Consider the following 23,351-nt stretch of genomic DNA (forward strand, 5'->3'; position numbering starts at 1 on the left):
ACACCTCGTATGCTCGATACGTGACCATGCCCCCCGAGGATCGCCTCGGCCTCGACATCAAGCGCGCCGAGCAGGAGCTCATCGCCGCCAAGAGCGCCGCGGTGAAGACCGTCGGGCTGACGGTTCCGCAGTACGCGGCGCTGCTGGGGCTGAACGGATCGCCCGGCATCTCCGCAGCTGCGCTGGCACGGGCCTGTCTGGTGACCCCGCAGGCGATGAACGTGGTGCTGAAGAACCTCCACGAGCGCGGCCTCGTCGCGCGCACCCCGCACCCGTGGCACGGCAATGTGCTGCACACGCAACTGACCCGGGAGGGGATCGAGGCGTTCGAGGCCGCCGATGTGCGCGCCGTGGAGATCGAGCGGCGCATCTCGGGAGCATTCAGCCCGGAGGAAAGGGAGTTGCTCCGGTCTCTGCTCACGCGGGCCGTCTCGGCGATCCGCGACGACGCCGTGTGATGCGGATCGGCGGCGCGTGAGGCAGGACTGACCTGCCCGTGGACCGTTGTGCGCGGACAGGAAAAACATGGGAGCCGTCCATGTCCGGGGCTACGCTGCGGTGAGGACGTCCCAGACCTCCACGGCTCGTACGCCCGAACCGGCGCCGCCCCGAGTGGTGCTGTCCGGCGGGCCTTCTGAACCGAGGCGTCATGTCCCCACCTCAGCTGGGCATCCACCGGCACGACCGGAAGAAGCAGACGCTGGTCACACTGACCGGTGAGCTCGACCTCCAATCGGCTTACCTGGTCCGCGAGTTGCTGCAGCAGTGTCTGCGGGACGGCATCCGGACCATCGATGTCGACCTCACCCCGCTGGTCTTCTGTGACTGCAGCGGACTCAACGTCTTCCTCCATGCGTGGCAGGACGCCGAGCTCAGAGCCAGCATGCGGTCGCGGAGTTGGAGCGGGCCAATGCAGCCGCTGCCGAGAGCGAACGTGCCAAAGCAGGCTAGTGCTGTGACCGGGAACGTTCGCCGGGTTGGTGGTTGGGGCGGTTGGATGGGCGGTGACCTCGGTTCCGACCGCTGGAGGTGTGGTGGCTGAGCCTGTGCGGGTGCGCAGACTGACCGATCAGGAAGGGCAGAAGCTGCAGCAGATAGTGCGCCGGGGAAGTACCAGCTCGGTGCGCTACCGGCGGGCGATGATGTTGCTTGCGTCCGCCGGCGGAAACCGCGTCCCGGTGATCGCCCAGCTGGTCCAAGCCGACGAGGACACCGTCCGGGATGTGATCCACCGGTTCAACGAGATCGGCCTGGCCTGTCTGGACCCTCGGTGGGCGGGAGGCCGTCCCCGCCTGCTCAGCCCTGACGACGAGGACTTCGTCGTCCAGACTGCCACCACCCGCCCCACCAAGCTCGGTCAGCCCTTTACCCGCTGGTCGATCCGCAAACTCGCCGCCTACCTGCGCCGCGTCCACGGACGCAGCATCCGCATCGGCCGGGAAGCCTTACGGTGCCTGCTGTCGCGCCGCAGCATCACCTTCCAGCGCACCAAGACCTGGAAGGAGTCCCCAGATCCGGACCGCGACGCCAAGCTCGACCGGATCGAGCACGTGCTGGAGCAACTCTTCGACCGGGTTTTCGCCTTCGACGAGTTCGGGCCGCTGGGGATCCGGTCCACCGCGCGCTCTTGCTGGGCGAAGCAGGGCAAGCACGACCGCCTGCCGACGATGTACTACCGCACCCATGGCGTCACCTACTTCCACGGCTGCTACTCCGTCGGCGACGACCAGCTGTGGGGCGTCAACTGCCGCCGCAAAGGCACCGCCAACACCCGGGCCGCGCTGAAGTCGATCCGCGCCGCCCGACCCGCCGGCGCCCCGATCTACATCATCCTGGACAACGTCTCCGCCCACACCGGCGCGGACATCCGCCGCTGGGCGAAGAAGAACAAGGTTGAGCTGTACTTCACCCCGACCTACGCCTCCTGGGCCAACCCGATCGAGGCCCACTTCGGCCCGCTGCGGCAGTTCACCCTGGCCAACTCCCACCATCGCAGCCATCCCGCGCAGACCCGGGCCCTGCACCGCTACCTGCGCTGGCGCAATGCCAACGCCCGCCATCCCGACGCACTCGCCGCACAACGCCGAGAGCATGCCCGCATCCGCAGCGAGAAAGGCCTCCGCTGGGGCGGACGTGCCAGATGCCCGGCGGCGTGAAGGATCGACAACCGGCGCAGCCCACTCCCACCACACGGACCGCAAGGAGCTCTGCATGGACCCTCAGGACGTCGACGCCGCCGTGGCAGAGATGCTGCGAGTACTCGGCCCCCATACCGCCGAGGACTGGACGGTGCCAGCGGGGCCACTCCAATGGACTTGCTGGCAAACAGCAGCCCACATCGGCCACGACCTGCTGGCCTACGCAGGGCAGCTGGCAGCACAGCCCGCCGACGCCTACCTTCCCGTCGACCTGAACGTTCGCCCCACTGCCTCGCCGGCCGAAGTACTCCAGGCTGTCACCGCCTGCGGCGGACTGCTCAGCAGCGCCCTGGCCACAGCCGATCCGGCCCTGCGGGCCTGGCACTGGGGCCCGTGCGACCCCGAAGGGTTCGCGGCGATGGGCGTCGCCGAAATCCTGCTGCACACTTACGACATCACGCAGGGACTGTCCGTGGACTGGCTGCCACCAGCACCGCTGAGCGCAGCAGTACTCAACCGGCTCTTCCCCGCCGCCCCGTCCGGGGACCCCACTCAGGTACTCCGCTGGTGCACCGGCCGCGGAGAACTCGACGGCCTCCCTCGCCAAACCTCATGGAGGTGGGAAGCAGCACGATCGGACTGACCCCGGCGAACGTTCCCGGTCACAGCACTAGGCAGAGGAGCAGGCGCAGAACCAGCGGTCAGTCGCCGGTACAGCGAAAGATGCCGCTTTGGCGGGCGGTTCCGCTGCATTCACCGACATGGAAGGGTCGATAGAGACGGAAGGCCGGGCAGAGGCTGCCCGCGACAAGGCCGTACAGGCGCAGAAGGACAAGGGCGCGCTGCTCCCCGGGCCGCCCGCCTTGGAGACTGCAGCCGCAGCGGCCGAAGGAACTGAGGCTCCCGAGATGCGGGGGCTGGTGACAGCGGGTCAGATGGGTCTCATGAGAGGACCTTTGACCGTGGCTGCTCCGAGAAAGTACCCGTTGGAGTTGCGGGAGCGTGCGGTGCGGATGTATCGCACGACCGAGCCGAAGCCGCAGATCAAGCGTCTGGGCATGGAGCTGAACCTCGCCGTCAGCGGAGGAGATCTCTCTGACTACCCGCTGCGTCAGCAGCCAACAGTCGCACCCGGTGACGCTCAAGGTCGACCTCGGCGACCTTGACTGTGAGCAGCTCGCCTTCTCCGACGAGCTGCTCAGGGGACTCAACCAGCTCGACCTGAGCCGGTGGGTGTCCGGTGCCCACGAGGGCGTGTGTCAGCCGACGGGGTAGCCCTGGGCGAGATCGCCGATGCCATCGGGGGACCCCCGGAAGCAGCCCCTGTGGACAAAAACACAGGACGACGAGGGCTGAGGACAACGTCGAAGGGCCCCACCTTGCGGTGGGGCCCTTCGACATCGTGCCCGGTGAGGCACTGGCGGAGGATACGAGATTCGAACTCGTGAGGGGTTGCCCCCAACACGCTTTCCAACTGTCCGCGCGGCCGTACGGAGCCGTTCGTAGGGGTTCAGTGGGCAGGTCAGAGGGGCCGCACGTACGGCGGCGAACGATGGCGGCCGTTGGTGCACTGGACAAAGACCAGGACAACGAGCGGTGCCGAAGCGTTGCTCTCGTTCGCAAGGCAAGCTGTCGTGGTTCTCGACACTTCGCGCAGCCCCGGTGATCGCCGTGTGTGTCGGTGCCGGCATACGAAGGACCGATGAGGTGCTGGCAGCAGGGTGGAGTCATCCGTCGCCCACCCGTGCATCGGAGCCTGGGCTCTCAGCACACAACCAACCGTTACTTAAACCTTCGCGCCACACCTTCACCATATTGAGTCGATCACCATCTGCATCTACACTCAGCAGGCTTCTACATGTACAATTATTAGTTCTAGACAAATGATCATGACTGAACGATTGGGGGATGTGTGAAAATTTCTAAAAACGCACTGCTACCCCATTTCGAACGACAGGCAGATTATTTTGACTATTTCTCCGGAAGCGAAGTTCCGGATGTTCAGCAACTTCAAGACAAGCGTTTGAAAGCTGGCCTGCAAAAGACGTATCTATTGGAAACTGTCGACGGGGGTATCGTAGAGAGCAGGCCCTCAATTGCGGAAATCTTTCAGCGAAGCGAAATTCGTATCGATGGCCTGACTGGCGACGCTGGAGCGTATACACTTTATGCGCCAACGGGAGAACGTGTAGCGGTCCTAGAGGAGATCGACTCCAGGTATCTTGCCTTGTACACGTTGCTACCTTCGGTGGAATCAGACAAGCTTGTTAGGGAAGCCGTAACCGCGAATCCCTTCCTCGACCACCTTTGGCTTTCATCGCAAAGTTTCCTTGCTCTCTGGACGAAAGTCCTGAGAGATAACAATAATAAACGTTACGGGAAAATCACCTTTGAGCATGAGTCGATTTATGAGACTCCCGAGGGTGATGAGGAATATTTCCAAGATGAGCGCAGGACTTCGCGTTTTACGATGGTGGACAAGCTGGAAGTGATTTCCCAGAAGATGGATCCACTTTCCCAAGAGTATGCGCCATTGGCTTCAATTACCCAGCTTCGAATTCCTGCTCAGGGGCGGGGAGGTCACGATCTCTACTACGACGGCAAGTTGACTAATCGGAGCAGTTCGTTTCTAGATCATCGTGCCACCGTTCGTGGAGTTGTGGACTTGTATCGCGCGCTGACCAAGCGAGTGGAGCAGCAACTATGGGTTTCTGCATCGGGTCCTCACGGCATCGCTGACGGGAATTTTGGATCGATTGCTGAGATCGTCTTCAGTAAGAGCCTTCCTGAAGACGTCTTTAAGCGATGGGTAATGAGTCTCTTCAATAGCAGGCGCAATCGATTCAGGATTACCGGGTATCCAACCTGGCTGAGTGATAAGAAAGTGCACGCCAATGCTATAGATCAGCACCTTTGGCAGCCTCTAGTGCTTGAGATGACTCCAGAACGGGTCATCGCTGTTTTGCCTCATGGCACCTGTGGTAATTCTATCAATCGACTGGTGTCAAACATTCAGCGCTTCGTCGACCCTAAAGTGACAGCTTACATTGGCGATCAAGAATACGGGTCTTTGATCCAAGGGGTAGCAGTCTGAGCCCAGGGGGGGAATTGCTTACTCGTGACCCGGTATTTCAGGTCAATAGTTGCTTGTGGCTGGTCGCCAAGTCGACCCCGGCTAAAGATGGAAAGCGACCATTTTTTGACGCAGGATATCGGTTGCGCTCGCTGGGGTCCAAACTAGCATTCAGCCTTGAAGCGCGTGCGAAAGTCGCGCAGCGTGGATGGGGGCCCAACCCCCCCGAGCCAGACTTGCTATTTCATCACCTTGCTTCTGGTGACCACCTGGTGTTGGAGTGCAAGGCCTCCAGTTTCAGTACAGCGTCGAGTACGGCTGGACAAGCTCGTAAACTCTTGATTTCTTGTGCAGATTCCAGCACGGCAGTCGGGGTTGACGGCCAAGCCGTCGTTGTTTACGTGCTACCCAGCGAGGACTGCTCACTTCAGACCGAGACACTAGCCGAGATATCGGACGAGCTGGCAGAAGATGGATTCGTCACAGCGCTCTACGGAGTGCTTGGTCTGAAGATTGATGATGACGGCCTGTGGGCTGAATTGCAGATCAGTCAAGATCCGTCACCACATTTGGCGGAACTAGTCGGCCGTACCTTGATCGTTGCCGGAGCTTCTAGCGAAGCTCGCCCCTTGTATCTGATTCCTTACGACCCTGCGGCTGCCGATAATCAATCACGCGAGGAGCGGGAATACTGCCACCGCGTACTGCTTGAACGGTTTTACTTGGCCGCCGTTCAAGTCATTGGAACGGCAGATGTTCCCGAATGCGTCGTCATTAAGGCCGACGATCTTTTCCGCCAAGCTACTTATGGTATATCAGACAAGTGGCAGACAAAGGATCTCAGCCCGCTCAAGAGTAAACTCATCCGTGGTATGGCAACTCTGCTTAATAAGAAGACCTTGCAGGGAAAAGTGACTGTCAACAATAACCAGGTGGAGCTATTACTGAGAGACGAGGATGATAGAGATGCAGCGATAGGTAGACTATTGAAAGCGAATACAACGCAACTAGCGTTGAATGCGTCCAGTGGGCAGACAGATATAGATCACATCGACTGATGCGAAGCGATTCACCTCCGTGTAACTGTCCACATGTCTGCGCTGGGCGTTCGTAGGAGTTCACGGGACAGGGTCAGACGGCTGGTTCGTACGACAGTGAACGATAGAAGCCTTCAGCGTACTGGACAAGAACTGAGGTCTCGGTCCATCCGGGGGACTGAGCGGAGAAGGTGCCGGCTCGCACCGCTGCGGCGGGGAGCTGGCACCTCGTGGCTGGGCAGTCAGTTTCAGGCCGTAAACGACTTTTGCCGCTTCAGGTAAGCATCGTCCATTGTGAAGAGGTAGAAGAATTCAATGAAGTACGGGAAAGTAACCGAGTGAGAGACCTGATCACTCCGGGCGAGGAGTATCGAGATTGCGTGTCGCGCGATCCTAGCGCAGAGGAAGGTTCCTTCTTTGGCTACGTATTCGCTTTCGTTCGCTGCCTGAGCTGCGGCAGCGAATCCGTGAATGGGTGAGCCATCCTCAGACTCGAAGCGAATACTCGATACTCTCCCCATGTGGGTATCGAGATTTTGTGCCCATTCGGTGTTGCGCCAAGGGCGCTTCCGTTTGCTTATGAGTAGCTTCCCTACTTCGGTGAACCAACGTTCCACTGGGTCTTGAGTCTTTTCTTTCCCTGTGAGTACGTCGATGTTGTAGTAGCGTGCGCCGATTGCGAAGTCCGAGAGAAAGGAGATAGCTGCATCGGTCAGGTCGGTGTCTGGCAGTTCCCATACGTGCGCTGACGGGTCAAGGCGATTTCGGACATCTGCAATACCTGCAAGAAGGTCAGTTAGTTTGTGGCCGTACTTCTTCGTGTATTGCTGATTGCTTGGAAAATTTCCGTTCTGTGCGACGTAGTCAACGATCAGGGTCAGCTTCATGATCCGTTCGAGACCGATGGTGTATTGGAAGAATCCGCAATAATAGACATGCGGATCGGCGTAGTTGGCCTTTCTGAGACTTGCTAGGCCACCCCTTAGCGAGTACGAGGCGAGCCCGGCCTCATGGGCGAGCGGCCGCCACTCCGGCGTGATCATGACACTCTCTTTTCGCGTTGCTCACTGCTGTTAGTCCAACACGGATTGTGCCTGGGGAGAGGTGTCGTTCGCATCGCTTTTTTGGACTGTGCTCAGGTGCAGCGCGCAGGTGCAGACGAGGTGGTGCTCTGCTCTTAGCCACGTGACGGAGGCCAGGTCACAGTGCTGTGTGGTCGTGGGACCCTTGGTATCGGGCGATTGCGTTACGTGAGAGGAGTCGAAGTGCCGGAGGCTAGTCCGCGCGGAACCTACATGGTTATCGCGGAGGCGCTGCGAAGCAGGATTCAGGCGGAGCACGGCCTAGAAACCTTGCCATCCGAAGCCGAGCTGATGGACTCGCACGGCGTCTCCCGAAACACGATCCGTCGCGCGCTCAAGGTTCTTGAAGCTGACGGGGTTGTCGAGTCCGCTCCTGGGATCGGGTGGCGCGTAGTCCGGGGAGGTGACCGACGGTCGCTCGCGCAGCGCATGACGGACGTGATCGAAGAGGACTCACTCTCGGTCGGGGACACGTACCCGTCCGAAGCGAAGCTGTGTGCGCGGTTCGGCGCGTCCCGGACCGCCGTGCGCCGCGTTCTGGCACAGATGGAAGGAAACGGCCTGCTTGCCACCGTGCACGGCAAGGGGCGAACCGTGCGCGCTCTCCCGACTCCCGCCGCCCGGCCGTAGTCTTGGCCGCCATGGGACTGACTGAGTGGGCGTACACGCTCTCCGAATCGCTGCTCTCCGAACCGCTCCCACGCCGGTGGGAGCACTCACTAGGGGTCGCCAAGCGCGCTCGCTCCCTGAGCCCGATCCTGGGGGACGACGCGGAGCTGTTGGAAGCGGCGGCCGTACTGCATGACATCGGCTACTCGCCGGCCATTGCTGCCACCGGCTTCCATCCCTTGGACGGCGCGCGGTTCCTCAGGGATCAGGAAGGCGCGGACGAGCGGGTTGTTCGTCTCGTGGCCCATCACTCCTGTGCCTTGCTGGAAGCAGAGGAACGCGGACTCCGTCAGGTACTTGAGAGCGAGTTCGACCTAGAGCGTCCCGACCTAGTAGACGCCTTGCTGTACTGCGACATGACGACGACGCCGGACGGGACACAGACGACGGCGACTGAGCGGCTGGACGAGATCGTGCAGCGATACGGCGCGGACACGATCGTCGGGCGGTTTATCCAGCGTGCGGCCCCCGAGATCCATGCAGCGTCGAAGCGCGTCGGGGAGCGGATGGCCGAAGTCTCCGGTGATGGTCAGCCGATGTAGGGCCCTCGCCGCGTGTGATCGAGACCGTGCCGGATGCGCAGCATCATCGATGGGTGGATGTCCAGTCCGTCAAGGTCCGCCGGATCGATCCAGCGGACCTCTTTCGACTCGCTACTTGTGCGCAGCGAACCGCCGACCGCATGGGCCCGGAAGCAGATGGAGAACTGTTGCCGGACCTCGCCGTCGTCGTACGCCAACACGTGCTGAGGGTCGGTGTAGAGCCCCACAATGTCGTCGACCTCAACGTCGATGCCGGTCTCTTCCCGGACCTCGCGAACAACCGTGTCGGCGATGCGTTCACCGATGTCGTGGCCACCGCCGGGCAGGGCCCAAAGGTCGTTGTCCGTCTTGTGGATCAGCAACAGGCGTCCGGCATCGTCCCGGACCACCGCCGTCACCGAGGGGACCACCGAGTTGGCCTTCGGGGCGTTCGGGTCGCGGAAGTAGTCGATCCGGCTCATCAGCGCGTGCCTTCCCAATCGGCGGGTGAGGAGATCGGACGGGCCGACTCCCACACCTTCTCAACACTCTCAGCGTAGGCGTCGAAGAGTTCACCGCCCGGGATCCGTTGCAGGTGGAGGACGGGGGCCATGTAGGCACCGACCCCGTACAGGTGGCCGTTCGCCAACATCTCGTCATCGGCCCGGTAGATCGAGTTGTAGAGCGTGGTGCCGTGCAAGCGGAACTCGACACCGGGCAGGCCGAAGAGCGGGCCGTAGTTGACGAGGGCGTTTCGAATCTTGCCTGCCAACGCAGCGCCGATCCCTTCGTCCTCGCCGCGCATGGCCACGGCCGGCGACGTGGGCTCTCCCAGCATGAAGCGGATGGGCACTCCGTCGGCCGACTTCTCTTTCACGATGCGGTGGAACGACGCGTCTTCCGTGAGCCAGAACCCGGAGTACACCAGCAGGTCAAACTGACGGGTCGCCTTGGAGTAGAGGTTCGTCCAGAGGGTTTGCATCACGACGGAGCGGTGTGGATAGAGCCTGACCAACTCCGCATTGCCGGCGGCCGCGACCTCGGCTGACGTGCGCTCGTCCGGCCATAGGTACGACACCTCGCACCTCAACAATGATGCGGTTGCGAACTGGAATCGGCGATATGGCTTGCGCTCAGGTTCGTTGATCCATCGCTCGACTGTCTTGGCCGCGACCCCGAGTCGTTCGGCGACCTCATCGAGCGTCAGGCCCAAGTCCACTATCGCGCCGCGCAGTCGCTCGTTCGCCATGCCAACCTCCGACTTCCTGGGACGACTTGGTTCGACTTCACGGTAGCTAAGAACGACCTGAGCCGCGCAACCGCGAAGTCGAACGTCGTCGCTGCCGACGCCAGTCTGTAGGTACATCGAGCGCGAGGGACTCGCAGACCTCCAACAGCCGAAGGGCTTGACGGGGCGAACCTCCCTCTGCAAGATGAGGAACACGTAATACATGTTCCCCTTGTTCGGGTCGCTTCGGCGGGCCGATCGAGCGCACGACAAGAGGCCCGGGACAGAGCGGGCCGAGGGACCCGGACCCCTGGTCAACCGGAGGGCTCAGACCGAAAGGTCACGTCTCCATACGCCTGAAACGGGAGCTCGTGTTCCCGAAGGAGACAGCGCACTACCTCACGTCAACTCCCCGCTGCTTGCAGGGAGTTGGTTCGCATTCCCGACGCGGCGGCACTCCCGGACAGGACAGCCCGCCGCGCCCGGTCTCCCATCCCGACGCAGTCAGGAGTTCTTCCATGACCGAGCGCATCATCCCCGTGGACGTCGTTGGCCCGATCGCCCTGGATCTGGCGATGAACGCCGGCAGTATCCGCGTCGTCGGCGACCCCGAGCTGAAGCAGGCCCGCATGGTGCTGACGACGGAGGCCACCTCCGGCCCGTCGACCGACGCGATCCGCGACACCACCGCCAGCCTCACCGGGCAGAACCTCACGGTCCGCGTCCCGGACGTCGCCGGCGGAATGAGTGGCAGCACCACCATCCGCGTGGGCGGCAACACCATGACGTTCTCCGGCGGCAACGGCGTGCAGATCGTGAACGGCAACGTCCACGTCACCGGCCACGGTGGCGGCAAGGTCTTCATCAACGGCCGCGAGGTCACCGCCACCGGTCCGTCCGGCGACGCGGTGACGCCGATCAGCGCCGTTGTCCACCTGCCCGCCCGGTCCGTGGCGCTGATCAGTACGCACGCCGCGAACACCGTCATCACGGGCACGCTGGCTCGGCTGGAGTACGACGGCACCTCCGGCACCCTGACCGCTGAGCGCGTCGGTGACCTGGACGCCACGATCACCAGCGGCAGCGTCATCGTGGGCGACGTAACCGGCCCGCTGGACGTCAACCTCACCTCCGGCAATCTCACCGTGGGCGCCTACAGCGGCAGCGATGCGCGGCTGAACCTCACCTCCGGCAACGTCCGGTTGGCCGCGACCCCGCAGGCCACCGGCCGTCTCGCGGTCGGCGCCACCTCCGGCAACGTCCGCGTCACCGGCGCCTCTCACCTGAACGTCCGCCGCCGGGTGACCAGCGGCTACGTCCACATCAGCTAGCGCCCACGGCGTTCATCACCCCACTGCCTGACCCCTCGCGGGGCGGTCGCACTCCCGGACAGGACAGCCGACCGCCCCGCGCCCTTCCCGACGTAGCAAGAGGAGAGATCCACCATGCGCATGCGCACTTTCGTCGCCGGTCAAGAGGCCCACGGCGACTCGGAATTCGCGGAACTGGCGCTCGGTATCGACATCGAGCTGTTTCGTGGCCCGCTGGAGTCGGAGACGGCCAAGGAGCGGCGGGCCCGTAAGGACGTGGCCCGCGAAATCCTGCGGGACCTGCGGGAGATGGGCGAGGACGGTGACGAGGTCGCCGGTTGGGACGCCCTGTACGCCGACGCGCTGACCCGGACCGTGCCGTTCCTGCGTGCCGCCTCCGGTCGCCGGACGGGGATGGGGGAAGCGGCGTGAGCCTCAACCGCAAGGGGCGCGCCGCCCTCGTGCTGGCCCTGGTCGCCGTTGTCGTCATGGCGTTCCGGGTGTCGTGGAACGCGCTGCGGGACATCGCGGGCGCGGTCGGCGCGGACCACACGGCCGCCACCCTCTACCCGTTCGTGGTCGACGGCCTGATGGCTCTGGCCCTGATCGCCACCTTGGTTCTGACGGGCAAGGACCGGAAGTTCGCGCTGCGGGTGCTGGGCACCTACACGCTCGCCTCGCTGGTCCTCAACTACGTGCACGGTCTCGTGCCGGAGCTGCACGGCAGCACGGTCGACTGGGGACGGCTCGCGGACTGGGACCCGGCGAACTGGGCCCTGGTTCTGCTGGCGACGTCGCTTCCGGTCGGGTCGATCTACTTCGGTTCCGATCTGGTCGCCAAGGTGCTGCACCACCGCGCCGCACCGGCCCCGGACCCGATTCCGGTACCGGTCGCGAATGCGGAGGAATCTACCGAGAGCGTGAGCAATCGGTCTACCCCTGACCTGCTGGAATCGACCCCGCCGCCCGCCCTTCCGGCGGTGGTGCGGGTGCCCGATCCGGTCGGTTTCCTCAAGTCGGCTCCGGGTCTCAAGCCGATGCCGACCAGCACCCCGATCCCGGTACCGGTCAAGCCGATCGTACGCAGCGCAGTACCGGCCGCATCGGTTCGTCCGCGTCGGGCGACCGGTCGGGTTCCGGCCGTCGCCCGCCCGACCCGATCGAAGCGCACACCGGATCAACTGCTCGATGAGGCGCGGAAGGTGACGGCCGGTTGGCCGGACACCAAGTTGACCGCTGAGGGCATCCGCCTGGCGGTGCACACGTCCCCGGTCAACGCCCGGATGCTGCGCGACACCCTCAAGGCTGAGCGTGCCGCTACGGCGGTCGTCTGATGTCCGCCGCCTACGGCAAGTGCTTCGACCCGACCGGCGCCCGCTACGGCATCCCCACCTACCCCTGGAAGTACTGCCCCGACGACGACCAGTTCGCCACCCGCCGCCAGTTACGGGCGAGGGGGTTGCGTCCGGGGGGTCAGCCGATAGCGGCGCAGGTCATGCGCATCAACCGGCGGGCGGGCGGGGTCCGGGTCGCCTACCTCTACCGCATCGACCTCGCCAAGCCCGTGCGCCCGATGACCTCGCGGAAGTGGGGCGCGCTCGCGCTGGCGATGCTCGCCCGCCGCACCTGCCCGAAGTGCCAGGTCATCTACAGCTACTGCATGCCGCGCTCGCTCGGCATGTGCGTCCTGTGCGCCTACCCCGAGCCGACCCCGAGAGAGGCCTGACTGTGTCCAAGTCCGAGATCCGCCGTTTGGACCGTGAGATCCAGAAGACCGCCGTCAAGCTGGCAGCGGTCAAGCGGGGCGAGTCGTGGCCGCTGAACGGTGCGGAGCGCCGGGCCATGGCCCGAGCCCTGGCCGGCGGCTCCTACCAGGTCGTCCGGGGCAAGAGCACCGGCCGTGCCGAGCAGCAGATCGAAACCACCACGTCGAACGCGGAGATGCGGCTGAACGCCGAACTGACCGCCCTGCACGGCGAGAAGCAACGCCTGATCACCGAAGCCGCCCGCGAGAAGGCGGCAAAGAAGCGTTCCGGCTGGTTCTGACCAGCCCGGCGCCGGGGTGCCCGCTCTTTCCACGGACCCGACCACCCCGGCGCCCTCACTCCCACTCCCGCCCCCCAAGAGGGCAGTCAGGAGCACTACCAGCATGACCGAGAACGTCGTTCCTCTCGTCAAAAGCCCGCTCACCGGCGCTGAGCCGGAGGTTACTCCCACGGTGCTGACCGTGGTGCCCGACGCCCCGCCCGCGCCTCTGGTGCCGTTGTGGGTGCGCTCCGGACGTGCCGTCAAGACCGCCGCCACCCACGAGAACACCAAGAGCGCCGCTCGTGCGGTGGCCCGTCACAGCCTCTACACGTTCAACGGGGGCCGGATCGTGGCCCGCCGCACCTGGGACGGCAAGACCGGGGCCCGCTACGAGCGCATGATCCGTACGGCGGAAGCCGCGGGGAACGTGGAAGCCGCCGAGGAGTGGGAAGAGCGGCTCACGCGCTTCCGCCAGGCCCGCCACCACCGCCGCATGGACCTGCTCCACTCGCCCGTAGAGGCCGCCAAAGGCATCGCGGTCGGTACCGGGGTGAGCATCGGCGTGCTGGTCGCGCTCGGGGTCGTCATGGCGATCAACAACCACGACGTCACCGACGTCATCACCCCTCTGAAGGCAACGATCGAGTTCATCGCCCTGCTGATCCGGGTCGTGCAGGTCATATGGGGCCCCTCGCTCATCGTCGGCCCACTGTTCGCCCTGCTCGCCCTGTGGGCCGTGGGCAGCAAGCAGCAGGCCGCACCCGCGTGGGCGCTGCCCGCCAACGTCCGCAACGGCGAGGGCGAGCCGATCACCCCGTCCATCGTGGTCAAGGCCCTGCGGGATCTCGGGGTGCCCGCGCTGCGCAACGCCATCAAGGAGATGGGGGACGCCGGCGCGTCCATGCTGGGCCCGATCCGGATCGCCGGATGCGGTGTCGAGGTCGACGTGACGCTTCCCTCGGGGGTGTCGACGATCGAAGTGCAGAACCGGCGCCGCAAGCTTGCCGAGAACCTCAGTCGGCACGAACACGAGGTGTTCATCACCATCCCGACCGCCGCCCGCACGGTCCGCCTGTGGGTGGCCGACTCCGGGGCCCTGGACGAGCCGATCGGGCCGTCTCCGCTGGTCACGGACGGGACGATGACGGCCGACTACACCAAGGGCCGCGCTCCCTGGGGTCAGGACCTGCGTGGCGACATGGCGGCGCTGAGCGTGTATCAGCGCCACCTGCTGATCACGGGCTTGTCGAACCAGGGTAAGACCGTCGCCCTGCGCTCCCTCGCGCTGTGGCTGGCCCTGGACAAGTCGGTGCAGTTCTGGATCGGCGATCTCAAGGGCATCGGTGACTGGAAGATGTTCGACGGCCTGGCCAACGTGCTGATTCAGGGCCCGACCGACGACCACGTGATCCAGGTGACCGAGATGGTCGAGGACGCGGTCGAGGAGATGAACCGCCGTATCCAGGCCCCGCCCGGCACGGTGTTCCCCGCCTTGATCGTGATCGTGGACGAAGCGCAGATGGCGTTCATGTGCCCGGTCGTCGACGACGAGAAGCGCCCCTACGGCGGGTCCAAGGCCACCTCGCGGTACTTCATGGCCGTCCGCAAGATCCACAACCAGGGCCGTGCGGTGAACGTCCTGATGTGGCAGGGCACCCAGGACCCCACCGACCAGAACCTTCCCAAGCTCGTGCGCGAGGGCGCCCACACCCGTGCCTCGCTCGCGCTGGGCACGGAGTCTCAGGCGCGGATGGCGCTGGGGGACAAGGCCGTCGACGGGGGCGCGGCCCCCAACCTGCTGCGCCCCGGCCTGGACAGGGGAACCCTGGTCGTCGCCTCCGACGGCGTCCAGATTCCCGCCGGGCAGGCGTCCATCACGGTGCGCACGCACTACATCGACGACGACGCGGCCGAAGTCATCACCGCCCGCGCCAAGGCGATGCGCTCGGGGATCACCACCCTGCGCGTCGTCGACAAGGGCGAGGAACGGGACCCGCTCGCCGACGTCGCCGCCGTGCTCGGGGACGAGGCGCGTGTGCTCACTCAGGACGTTCTCAAGCGGCTGGCCGTACTGGACGCGGACGCCTACGGCGCCTGGTCGTTCATCGACCTCAAGCGCGTGCTGGACGGCACCGGGGCCGAGCCGTACAAGTCCGACGGCCGCATGGTCGTCGGCGCCGAACGCCTCTCCCGAGCCTTCACCAACCGCGACAGCGACGGTTCCGCTTCCGCCGCCGAGTGACAGGGAGGCGACCCCCGGCCGGGCCAGGGAGGCAGGGAGAACTCCCTGACCCCCTCCCTGACCCGCCTCCCTGGCCCTGACCTGCATAAATGATCGTCAGGGAGGCAGGGAGGCATCGCAGGTCGACCCCTGAAACCCCCTCCACAGCCACCCCGCCAAGGGGTGTCCCTGCCTCCCTGACCTACCGCCGGAAGGGATTCCGCATGTACCCCGAACACCCCACCACGAGCAGGCCCGTGACCGCCGTGGAAGTCCACCAGCCCATGCCGCTCGCCCCTGCCATGGTGGCGCCGACGCCCCTCGTTCCCATGCAGCCGGGCAGCGTACCGGCGGTCGCGAGCATCGTCCTTCCCGACGGCCGCGTCGTCACCGGATACGCCATCAACCCCGTGCAGCCGGAACCGGTCGCGGCCAAGCCGCCCGTCTCCCGGACGGCGGTGAACGTCGCGCTCGGGGGCGTCGGGTTCCTCGCCGTGTGCGGCGGGCTGCTCATGCTCACTGCGTTCATCACGGCGCTGACCGCGCTCATCACTCAACTGATCACCCTGGCCGCCGTCATCTTCGGAGGCTGGGTGGCCGTGCAGGTCTTCAGCACACGCGGCCACCAGGGCGGGACCACGGTGAACATCCGCAAGGCCGTCTTCAAGCGCAACCACTTCAACTAGCTACACCCGAGGGCGGCGGCACTCCCGGACAAGGACAGCCCGCCGCCCTCGGTCTCCGTATCCCGACGTAGCAGAACAGGAGACCTCAAGGATGACACCTGACTGCAAGACCCGGCGCCCCGGCGCTGCGAATCACCCGGACGTGAGCCACCTGCGTACCGCGCTGGACCTCGCGGCGGCGGGTGTGCCGTCGCTGCCCCTGCGGCAGGGGAAGGTGCCGTTCGGCAACTGCCGCACGTGCGCCGACAACGCGTGCGGTGGCCGACCGAACATGAAGACTCCTGGACCCTGCTTCTGCGCGCACCCGTGCCACGGCTGGGCCGCCGCCACCACCGACCCCGACGTCATCAACTCGCCTACGTGGGCGCGGGCTTGGCGGGAAGCGGGGGCCGTGGCCTACCACCCCGGCGGCGCCGGGCTCACCGTCGTCGACCTCGACAACGTGGAAGCCATCGCGTGGGCCCGTAAGAGCCTGCCCGCCACCCGAACCGTGCGCACCACCAGGGGTGAGCACTGGCTCTACCAGGGCGCCGTGCAGTCCGCCAACGCCGTACGGCCCGGTGTGGACATCAAGTCCACTATGGCCTACGCCCGATGGCTCGGCACCGGCACCGGCACCGTGACGGCGCTGCCGGACGTCGTGCGCGCACTGGCAGTGAAGGAGCCCGCCGCAGTTCGGCCGGCGGCCATCACGGTGCCCGCACTGGCCGGGGGCGGGGAGTGCCCTCACCGCACGCGCACCTACCTGGACCGTGGCATCGCCATGGCAGAGCAGCGCATCACCGCGGCTTCCGGTGGGGTGCACGCCACGGTCTACCGGACGTTCCTCGCGGTGCTGTCCACGCACGGCCGGTGCGGCTGCCTCACCGAGGCGCACACCGCGCGGCTGTTCACCGCCGCGCAGGCCAAGGGCGAGTCGCCCCGGCACTGCACCGACGCGTGGACCAACGCCCGCACCAGGTTGGGACTGTGACCATGGCTGAGGATGAAAAGACTCCCGCCCGCGAGATCATCACCGACTACGCGCAGGAACACTTCCGGTACTTCCGCACCCCGGACGGGACCGTGTACGCGCAGAAGAACGGCCACCCCGTGGCCCGTCCGATCCGCTCGCAGGGCACCACGGGCAGCCACCGGCAGGAACTCATGGTCGGCCTCTTCCGCGACGGGCGCGGCGTGTTCAACGGGTCCGCCCTCAAAGAGGCGTTGGACCTGATCGAAGCACTCGCGCTGTCCGAGGACGTACAGCCTGTGCACATCCGCGTTGCCCCCGGATTCGACGGGGCCACGTGGCTGGACCTGGGCCGCGATGACGGGAAGTCCGTCCGCATCCACCCCACCGGCTGGGACATTCTCACCCCCGACCCGCGTGAGGTGTGCTGGCGACGTACCCAGCTCACCGGCGAACTGCCCCTGCCCGTCAAGGACACCGACGGCAAGGGCATCGACCTGTTGATGCGGCTGTGCAACTTCGCCAACGCGGAAACCGAATGCCTGGCCATCGCCTGGCTGATCGGCTGCCTGGGACCGTCCGTGCCCGTCCCTGCCCCGTTCCTCACCGGCCCGCAGGGGGCGGGCAAGTCCACCGGTGGGCGGATGCTCGTGCGGATCGTCGAGGGTATGAGCGGTGACCTGCGCAGGGCGCCGAAGGATGAGGAGAACCTGATCGCGGCGGTGGCGGCGGGATGGGTGACCGCGCTGGACAACCTCTCCCACATGACGCCGGACCTGTCGGATGCCATGTGCTGCATCGTGACCGGGGCCGAGAGCGTCAAGCGTGCCCTGTTCACGGACGGGGACGTGTTCCGCGTCGGCTACCGCCGGCCGCTACTCCTGACCGGTATCGATGTGGGCGTCATCCGGCCCGACCTGGCGGAACGGCTCCTGCCGCTGCGTTTGGAGCGGCCCCGCGTGCGGCGGACCGAGGCGGAACTGTGGGCGGAGTACTCGGAGGTGTTGCCCGTCGTTCTCGGCTCGCTCCTGGATCTCACGGTCAAGGTCCGCGCAGCCGAGGCTGAGACCCCGACCGATCTGCGGATGGCCGACTTCGCGCACCTGTGCGCGCAGCTCGATGCGGCCACCGGCCTCGGGGCACTGCCCGCCTACCGGGCCAGTCTGGACGACCTGAACGACGACGTCATTGAGGGCGATCTCCTCGCGCAAACCGTCCTCAAGCATGCCGACTCCATCGATCCGGGGGCGGCACAGCGGATGACCTCAACCGAGTGGCTGCACTGCCTCAGCCGCCTCTACAGCGGCGACGAACCGCGTCCCCTGCCCAAGGGCTGGCCGACCACGGGCAAAGTCCTCTCCGATCGTCTCAAGCGTCTCCAGCCGACGCTTGCCGCTCGGGGTGTCCTTATCGACACGGGCCGTACCAGCGAAGGCCGCTACCTCGAAATGACCCGCCCGGCCACCCCGCCGCCACACGAGCAGAAGCGGGCGTTCTGACTCGCGCTCGCGCTCGCCCGGACAAGCAAGAAGAGCACCATCCGCGAGGCGTGCTCTTCTTGCTGTTCGGCGGAACGCCGCCCCAAGGTCGTGCCGCGCAGCGGCTCCTTCTTCACGCTGTGAGGCGCACTGAACTACAGCAGACACCCCCTCTCTTTTTCCTAAGAGGGAAGACGCTGCGTCATCTGCGTCATGCGGGCTGGCAAACGGCACCTGACCTGCGACTACAGGGATGACGCAGACGGCCGTGTCTGCGTCATCCTGCGTCATCTGCGTCATGGGCTACGTCACCGGATGACGCAGCCCATGACGCTGCGATGACGCACCCCTGAACCGCCGCGTCACACAAAGTCGCAGGTCAGAAGCCCGAATGACGCTGATGACGCAATGACGCAGAAATTCGAACCTCGGACAGACGCGCGCACCCGCGACCTCCGAAAGACCCTCAAGTCCCTTCCTACGGTCCTAGGGAGATCTCTGCATGGACACGGCCCCCGTCGACACATTCGACAACACCCTCGTGCTGCTCACTGTGGAGGAGGCTGCCCGCCGACTCCGTATCGGCCGCACCACATGCTTCGCACTCATCCGCACCGGCGAACTGGAGTCCATCGACATCGGCCGTCTCCGTCGCGTCCCCGCAGACGCACCCGCCGAATACCTCGCCCGCCGACGCGCGGCCAAACGAGTCGCTTGACCACGCCCGGGGCGGCAGCACTCCCGGACAAGGACAGCCCGCCGCCCCGGTCCCCATCCCGACACCAAGAAACAGGAGCCTGCCTGTGGCAGAGAAGAAGAAGGGAACCCGCCGCGCCAACGGCGAATCCGCGATCTACCTCGGGAAAGACGGTCGTTGGCACGCCCGCGTGCCGATGGGCTACAAGGACAACGGGGAGCCCTACCGCCGACACCTGACGCGCAAGACGCGCGAGGACCTGGTCGAGGAAGTCAAAAAGCTGGAGAAGCAGCGCGACGCGGGTTCGGCGAGCCAACCCGGCAAGCCGTGGACGGTTGAGAAGTGGCTTCAGCACTGGGTTGAGAACATCGCCAAACCGACCGTCAGCGAGAACACGTACGACGGCTACGAGGTCGCCGTTCGCGTTCACCTCGTGCCTGGTGTCGGCAAGCACCGCCTTGACCGCTTGCAGCCCGAACACCTGGAGAGCCTGTACCGCCGTATGCAGGCGAACGGGCAGCGCAAGGCGGGTACGGCTCACCAGGCCCACCGCACCGCCCGGACCGCGCTGGGGGAAGCCGTGCGGCGCGGCTACGCGGCGAAGAATGCCGCCGCGTTGGCGAAGCCACCACGGATGGAAGAGGACGAATCAGAGGTAGAGCCCTACTCCGTAGACGAGGTGCAGTGCCTGCTACTCGAAGCCAACAAGCGCCGGAACAGCGCCCGTTGGATGCTGGCTCTGGCGCTCGGACTACGGCAGGGCGAGACGCTCGGACTGCGCTGGTCTGACGTCGACCTGGGCAACGAGTACTTGAAGCTGCGTCGGAACCGTCTGCGCCCACGGTACGAGCACGGGTGCCCGGAGGCCTCGCCGTGCGGCCGGAAGGCGGGGTACTGCCCGGACAAGGTACAGGTGCGGCGCGAGACCAAGAACACCAAGTCCCGAGCGGGCCGGCGGGCGGTGCCCCTGCCGGGCCCGCTGGTCTCGATGCTCCGTGCGCATGCCGAGACGCAAGCGCGTGAGCGCAAGGCGGCCGGTGACCTGTGGACCGAGTCGGACTACGTGTTCACCAAGCTGCTGGGTGGCCCGTTGAGCCCGAACACGGACTATCACGACTGGAAGCGGCTACTCGAAGACGCGGGGGTCCGGGACGGCCGGCTGCATGACGCCCGGCACACGGCCGCCACCGTGCTCATGCTGCTCGGTGTCCCAGCCCGGGTCATCGACCAAATCATGGGATGGGAACCGGGAACCTCCGACAGCATGAGGGCACGGTACCTGCACGTGCCGGACGCCATGCTCAAGGACGTCGCCCGGAAGATCGCCGAAGCCATCTGGGGACCCCCGGAAACAGCCTCTGTGGACAAAAACCAGGACAACGAGGTCTGAGGACAACGAAGAAGGGCCCCACCTTGCGGTGGGGCCCTTCGACATCGTGCCCGGTGAGGCACTGGCGGAGGATACGAGATTCGAACTCGTGAGGGGTTGCCCCCAACACGCTTTCCAAGCGTGCGCCCTAGGCCACTAGGCGAATCCTCCGCGGCAAACAATACAAGACGTGGAGGAGTGCTAGCGAACTCGTTCCCCCCGCTCGGATCCTGTACCCTGTGCGGAGCCCCTCACGTGGCGCTATCTGACTGAACTCCCCCAGGGCCGGAAGGCAGCAAGGGTAGGTTGGCTCTGGCGGGTGCGTGGGGGGCGCTTGCGTTTGCTTCCACTACTTGTACGGGGCTTGTACGGGTGCGTGCAGGGGCCCGGGTCTCCGGGCGGTCCCTGTTGTCAGTGGGCGCCTATAACCTCGTATGCGTGTCGTCTCTCGCGCTGTACCGCCGTTATCGCCCGGAGTCGTTCGCCGAGGTCATCGGGCAGGAGCATGTAACCGACCCGTTGCAGCAGGCGCTGCGGAACAACCGGGTCAATCACGCGTACCTGTTCAGCGGCCCGCGCGGGTGCGGCAAGACCACCAGCGCGCGGATTCTGGCCCGGTGCCTGAACTGCGAGCAGGGGCCGACGCCGACGCCCTGCGGGGAGTGCCAGTCCTGCCAGGACCTGGCGAGGAACGGGCCCGGTTCGATCGACGTCATCGAGATCGACGCCGCGTCGCACGGCGGCGTTGACGACGCACGTGACCTGCGCGAGAAGGCCTTCTTCGGGCCCGCCGGCAGTCGGTACAAGATCTACATCATCGACGAGGCCCACATGGTCACGCCGGCCGGCTTCAACGCCCTGCTGAAGGTCGTCGAGGAGCCGCCCGAGCATCTGAAGTTCATCTTCGCCACCACCGAGCCCGAAAAGGTCATCGGGACGATTCGGTCGCGGACCCACCACTACCCGTTCCGGCTCGTGCCGCCGGGAACCCTTCGGACGTACCTGGGCGAGGTCTGCGGGCAAGAGGGCGCACCCGTCGAGGACGGGGTGCTACCACTGGTGGTCCGGGCCGGTGCAGGGTCCGTACGTGACTCCATGTCGGTCATGGACCAGCTGCTCGCCGGTGCGGGTGAGGCCGGTGTGACGTACGCGATGGCCACCTCGCTGCTCGGGTACACAGACGGCTCGCTCCTCGATTCGGTCGTCGAGGCCTTCGCCGCGGGGGACGGCGCCGCGGCCTTCGAGGTCGTGGACCGGGTCATCGAGGGCGGTAATGATCCGAGGCGGTTCGTTGCCGATCTGCTGGAGCGGCTGCGGGATCTCGTGATCCTCGCGGCCGTGCCCGACGCCGCGGAGAAGGGACTCATCGACGCCCCTGTCGACGTGGTGGAGCGGATGCAGGCCCAGGCGGGCGTCTTCGGCGCCGCCGAGCTGAGCCGCGCCGCCGATCTCGTCAACGAGGGACTGACGGAGATGCGTGGCGCCACCTCACCGCGACTCCAGATCGAACTCATCTGCGCGCGCGTGCTGCTCCCCACCGCGTATGGGGACGAGCGGTCCGTCATGGCCCGGCTGGACCGTATCGAGCGCGGTGTGAACTTCTCCGGCGGCGGGGGCGGCCCTGCCATGGGGTACGTCCCTGGGGCTGATGCACACGGACAAGGGCACGGACAAGGACACGGGCACGGATATGGGCAGGGGCAGGGGCTTGCGCCGGGTGGGGCGGGCGGGGCTCCGGCCTCGGCCGGCCAGGCCGGTCCCGCGGGCCAGGAGGAACCGCTGGGCCAGGCCGTTCCTCCTGGGGGTGGAGTCGCGGCGGCGCGGGCTGCGGTGCGCGCGGTGGGGCCTGAGCCGGTCATCGAATCGGCAGCCCCACTCGCCCCTCCCGCGGCCACCCACGCCGCTCCCCCCGTGGCCGCTCCTCCTGTAGCTGAGCAACCGCAGCCTTCGGCGCCTCCTTCGGCGCCTCCTGCGGCTCCCGCCGCTCCGCCCGCGCCCACCGCTCCGTCGGGCGGTGCTCCCGGCTCCTGGCCCACACCGACGGCCGCGGGCAGTGGCCGGCGTCCCGGTGGGTGGCCGACGGCGGCCCCCACGGGCGGGGCGCAGCCACCGGCCGCGCCCACAACCCCGGCGTCGCCGGTAGGTGCATCCGCCCCGGCTCCAGCCGCCGCCTCCCCTGCCGCCCAGGCTCCCGTCGGTGGGCCCGACCCTCGCATGCTGTGGCCGAACATCCTGGAGGCGGTCAAGAACCGTCGCCGTTTCACCTGGATCCTGCTCAGCCAGAACGCGCAGGTGACCGGATTCGACGGTACGACTCTGCAGATCGGCTTCGTCAACGCAGGCGCCCGGGACAACTTCGCTAGCAGCGGCAGCGAAGAGGTGCTGCGGCAGGCCTTGTCCGAGCAGTTCAACGTCCAGTGGAAGGTCGACGCCATCGTCGACACCTCGGGCGGCTCGGGCGGCCCGGGTGGTTCAGGAGGCTCGGTGCCGCCCGCTCCGGCCGGCCCCGGGTTCGGCGGGGGTTATGGCGGGGCACCGGCAGCCCCCCCCCCCCGCCCCCAGCAGCCGTCGGCCCCGGCCTCCCGCCCCGCCGCGTCGTCGGGTCCGTCCGCGAGCCACGCTCCGTCCGCACCCGCCTCGGAGTCCACCCGGGTTTCCGCCGCCCCCGAACCACCCCCGGTCGCCCCCGAGGACGACACCCCCGAGGACGACGACCCCGACCTCGTCGAGTCCGCCCTCTCGGGCTACGACCTGATCGTCCGCGAACTGGGGGCGACGGTGGTGGAGGAGTTCTCGAACGAGTAGCGAGCAACCGCAAGTACAGGCAGCGAGTAATGGGTAGCTAGTACGAGGCCCCGCACT

At 66.0% G+C, this 23,351-nt stretch carries 24 protein-coding genes, 1 tRNA gene and 1 other RNA gene; 22 read left to right on the forward strand and 4 right to left on the reverse strand.

Annotation, left to right across the window (positions count from 1 at the left end):
* Positions 1-26: 26 nt before the first annotated feature.
* The 7 genes from ACFWP7_RS08995 (at position 27) to ACFWP7_RS09025 (ending at position 6,269) form a co-directional block, all read left to right on the forward strand.
* Positions 27-458 carry a MarR family winged helix-turn-helix transcriptional regulator gene (locus ACFWP7_RS08995; protein ID WP_384378668.1) on the forward strand — a complete coding sequence of 144 codons (432 nt, stop codon included), beginning with the start codon at positions 27-29 and terminating at the stop codon, positions 456-458.
* Positions 459-649: 191 nt separating this feature from the next.
* Entirely contained in the window at positions 650-1,042 is a 393-nt protein-coding gene (locus tag ACFWP7_RS09000) for an STAS domain-containing protein (RefSeq protein WP_384378338.1), read from the forward strand.
* Positions 1,035-2,156, forward strand: a complete 1,122-nt coding sequence (locus ACFWP7_RS09005; RefSeq protein WP_384378340.1) for an IS630 family transposase — start codon at positions 1,035-1,037, stop codon at positions 2,154-2,156. The genes ACFWP7_RS09000 and ACFWP7_RS09005 overlap by 8 nt, the downstream gene beginning before the upstream one ends.
* Before the next feature lie 55 nt (positions 2,157-2,211).
* The gene (locus ACFWP7_RS09010; RefSeq protein ID WP_384378343.1) at positions 2,212-2,781 is read left to right on the forward strand and encodes a maleylpyruvate isomerase N-terminal domain-containing protein; all 570 of its coding nucleotides are present in this window, start codon (positions 2,212-2,214) and stop codon (positions 2,779-2,781) included.
* A gap of 491 nt (positions 2,782-3,272) precedes the next feature.
* Complete coding sequence (locus ACFWP7_RS09015) at positions 3,273-3,413, forward strand: hypothetical protein (RefSeq protein ID WP_384378346.1); 141 nt, start codon at positions 3,273-3,275, stop codon at positions 3,411-3,413.
* Positions 3,414-4,050: 637 nt separating this feature from the next.
* A complete protein-coding gene (locus ACFWP7_RS09020; RefSeq protein ID WP_384378348.1) occupies positions 4,051-5,232 on the forward strand; it encodes a hypothetical protein in 1,182 nt (393 codons plus the stop codon).
* A gap of 53 nt (positions 5,233-5,285) precedes the next feature.
* The gene (locus ACFWP7_RS09025) at positions 5,286-6,269 is read left to right on the forward strand and encodes a hypothetical protein (protein WP_384378351.1); all 984 of its coding nucleotides are present in this window, start codon (positions 5,286-5,288) and stop codon (positions 6,267-6,269) included.
* 227 nt (positions 6,270-6,496) lie between these two features.
* On the opposite strand, the gene ACFWP7_RS09030 is transcribed toward ACFWP7_RS09025, so the two are convergent.
* On the reverse strand, positions 6,497-7,291 hold the full coding sequence (locus tag ACFWP7_RS09030) for a hypothetical protein (protein WP_384378354.1): 795 nt from the start codon (positions 7,289-7,291) through the stop codon (positions 6,497-6,499).
* Between the two features lie 222 nt (positions 7,292-7,513).
* On the opposite strand from ACFWP7_RS09030, the gene ACFWP7_RS09035 reads away from it, so the two are divergent.
* Together ACFWP7_RS09035 and ACFWP7_RS09040 are read left to right on the forward strand one after the other, a co-directional pair.
* Positions 7,514-7,960, forward strand: coding sequence for a GntR family transcriptional regulator (locus ACFWP7_RS09035; protein WP_384378357.1), 447 nt, complete (start codon positions 7,514-7,516; stop codon positions 7,958-7,960).
* Positions 7,961-7,971: 11 nt separating this feature from the next.
* The gene (locus ACFWP7_RS09040; RefSeq protein WP_384378360.1) at positions 7,972-8,541 is read left to right on the forward strand and encodes an HD domain-containing protein; all 570 of its coding nucleotides are present in this window, start codon (positions 7,972-7,974) and stop codon (positions 8,539-8,541) included.
* On the opposite strand, the gene ACFWP7_RS09045 is transcribed toward ACFWP7_RS09040, so the two are convergent.
* Together ACFWP7_RS09045 and ACFWP7_RS09050 are read right to left on the reverse strand one after the other, a co-directional pair.
* Complete coding sequence (locus ACFWP7_RS09045) at positions 8,529-9,002, reverse strand: NUDIX domain-containing protein (protein WP_384378363.1); 474 nt, start codon at positions 9,000-9,002, stop codon at positions 8,529-8,531. The two genes, ACFWP7_RS09040 and ACFWP7_RS09045, sit on opposite strands and share 13 nt — an antisense overlap.
* On the reverse strand, positions 9,002-9,769 hold the full coding sequence (locus ACFWP7_RS09050) for a helix-turn-helix domain-containing protein (protein ID WP_384378366.1): 768 nt from the start codon (positions 9,767-9,769) through the stop codon (positions 9,002-9,004). Before ACFWP7_RS09050 ends, ACFWP7_RS09045 begins: the two co-directional genes overlap by 1 nt.
* A gap of 497 nt (positions 9,770-10,266) precedes the next feature.
* On the opposite strand from ACFWP7_RS09050, the gene ACFWP7_RS09055 reads away from it, so the two are divergent.
* From ACFWP7_RS09055 to ACFWP7_RS09105, 11 genes are all read left to right on the forward strand, one after another.
* Positions 10,267-11,079, forward strand: a complete 813-nt coding sequence (locus ACFWP7_RS09055) for a DUF4097 family beta strand repeat-containing protein (protein ID WP_384378369.1) — start codon at positions 10,267-10,269, stop codon at positions 11,077-11,079.
* 120 nt (positions 11,080-11,199) lie between these two features.
* A complete protein-coding gene (locus tag ACFWP7_RS09060; RefSeq protein ID WP_384378671.1) occupies positions 11,200-11,490 on the forward strand; it encodes a hypothetical protein in 291 nt (96 codons plus the stop codon).
* Positions 11,487-12,392 carry a DUF2637 domain-containing protein gene (locus tag ACFWP7_RS09065; RefSeq protein WP_384378372.1) on the forward strand — a complete coding sequence of 302 codons (906 nt, stop codon included), beginning with the start codon at positions 11,487-11,489 and terminating at the stop codon, positions 12,390-12,392. Before ACFWP7_RS09060 ends, ACFWP7_RS09065 begins: the two co-directional genes overlap by 4 nt.
* Complete coding sequence (locus tag ACFWP7_RS09070; RefSeq protein ID WP_384378375.1) at positions 12,392-12,784, forward strand: RRQRL motif-containing zinc-binding protein; 393 nt, start codon at positions 12,392-12,394, stop codon at positions 12,782-12,784. The genes ACFWP7_RS09065 and ACFWP7_RS09070 overlap by 1 nt, the downstream gene beginning before the upstream one ends.
* 2 nt (positions 12,785-12,786) lie before the next feature.
* Positions 12,787-13,104 (forward strand): hypothetical protein, encoded by a 318-nt coding sequence (locus ACFWP7_RS09075; protein WP_384378378.1) that lies wholly within the window; start codon positions 12,787-12,789, stop codon positions 13,102-13,104.
* A gap of 103 nt (positions 13,105-13,207) precedes the next feature.
* The gene (locus tag ACFWP7_RS09080) at positions 13,208-15,328 is read left to right on the forward strand and encodes an FtsK/SpoIIIE domain-containing protein (RefSeq protein ID WP_384378381.1); all 2,121 of its coding nucleotides are present in this window, start codon (positions 13,208-13,210) and stop codon (positions 15,326-15,328) included.
* A 203-nt stretch (positions 15,329-15,531) separates the two neighbouring features.
* Complete coding sequence (locus ACFWP7_RS09085; protein WP_384378384.1) at positions 15,532-15,993, forward strand: hypothetical protein; 462 nt, start codon at positions 15,532-15,534, stop codon at positions 15,991-15,993.
* Between the two features lie 91 nt (positions 15,994-16,084).
* Positions 16,085-16,966, forward strand: coding sequence for a bifunctional DNA primase/polymerase (locus tag ACFWP7_RS09090; protein ID WP_384378387.1), 882 nt, complete (start codon positions 16,085-16,087; stop codon positions 16,964-16,966).
* Between the two features lie 2 nt (positions 16,967-16,968).
* Complete coding sequence (locus tag ACFWP7_RS09095; RefSeq protein WP_384378390.1) at positions 16,969-18,444, forward strand: ATP-binding protein; 1,476 nt, start codon at positions 16,969-16,971, stop codon at positions 18,442-18,444.
* Between the two features lie 481 nt (positions 18,445-18,925).
* Entirely contained in the window at positions 18,926-19,141 is a 216-nt protein-coding gene (locus ACFWP7_RS09100) for an excisionase family DNA-binding protein (RefSeq protein ID WP_384378393.1), read from the forward strand.
* A gap of 85 nt (positions 19,142-19,226) precedes the next feature.
* Entirely contained in the window at positions 19,227-20,510 is a 1,284-nt protein-coding gene (locus ACFWP7_RS09105; protein WP_384378396.1) for a tyrosine-type recombinase/integrase, read from the forward strand.
* A gap of 62 nt (positions 20,511-20,572) precedes the next feature.
* On the opposite strand, the gene ACFWP7_RS09110 is transcribed toward ACFWP7_RS09105, so the two are convergent.
* A tRNA-Ser gene (locus tag ACFWP7_RS09110) sits at positions 20,573-20,660 on the reverse strand.
* Between the two features lie 71 nt (positions 20,661-20,731).
* On the opposite strand from ACFWP7_RS09110, the gene ffs reads away from it, so the two are divergent.
* Both ffs and ACFWP7_RS09120 read left to right on the forward strand, forming a co-directional pair.
* Positions 20,732-20,830: signal recognition particle sRNA small type (ffs, locus tag ACFWP7_RS09115), an RNA gene on the forward strand.
* A gap of 97 nt (positions 20,831-20,927) precedes the next feature.
* Complete coding sequence (locus ACFWP7_RS09120) at positions 20,928-23,294, forward strand: DNA polymerase III subunit gamma and tau (RefSeq protein ID WP_384378399.1); 2,367 nt, start codon at positions 20,928-20,930, stop codon at positions 23,292-23,294.
* Positions 23,295-23,351: the final 57 nt, after the last annotated feature.

Origin of the sequence: Streptomyces sp. NPDC058470 (genome assembly GCF_042721055.1) — a bacterium.
Lineage (GTDB): Bacteria > Actinomycetota > Actinomycetes > Streptomycetales > Streptomycetaceae > Streptomyces.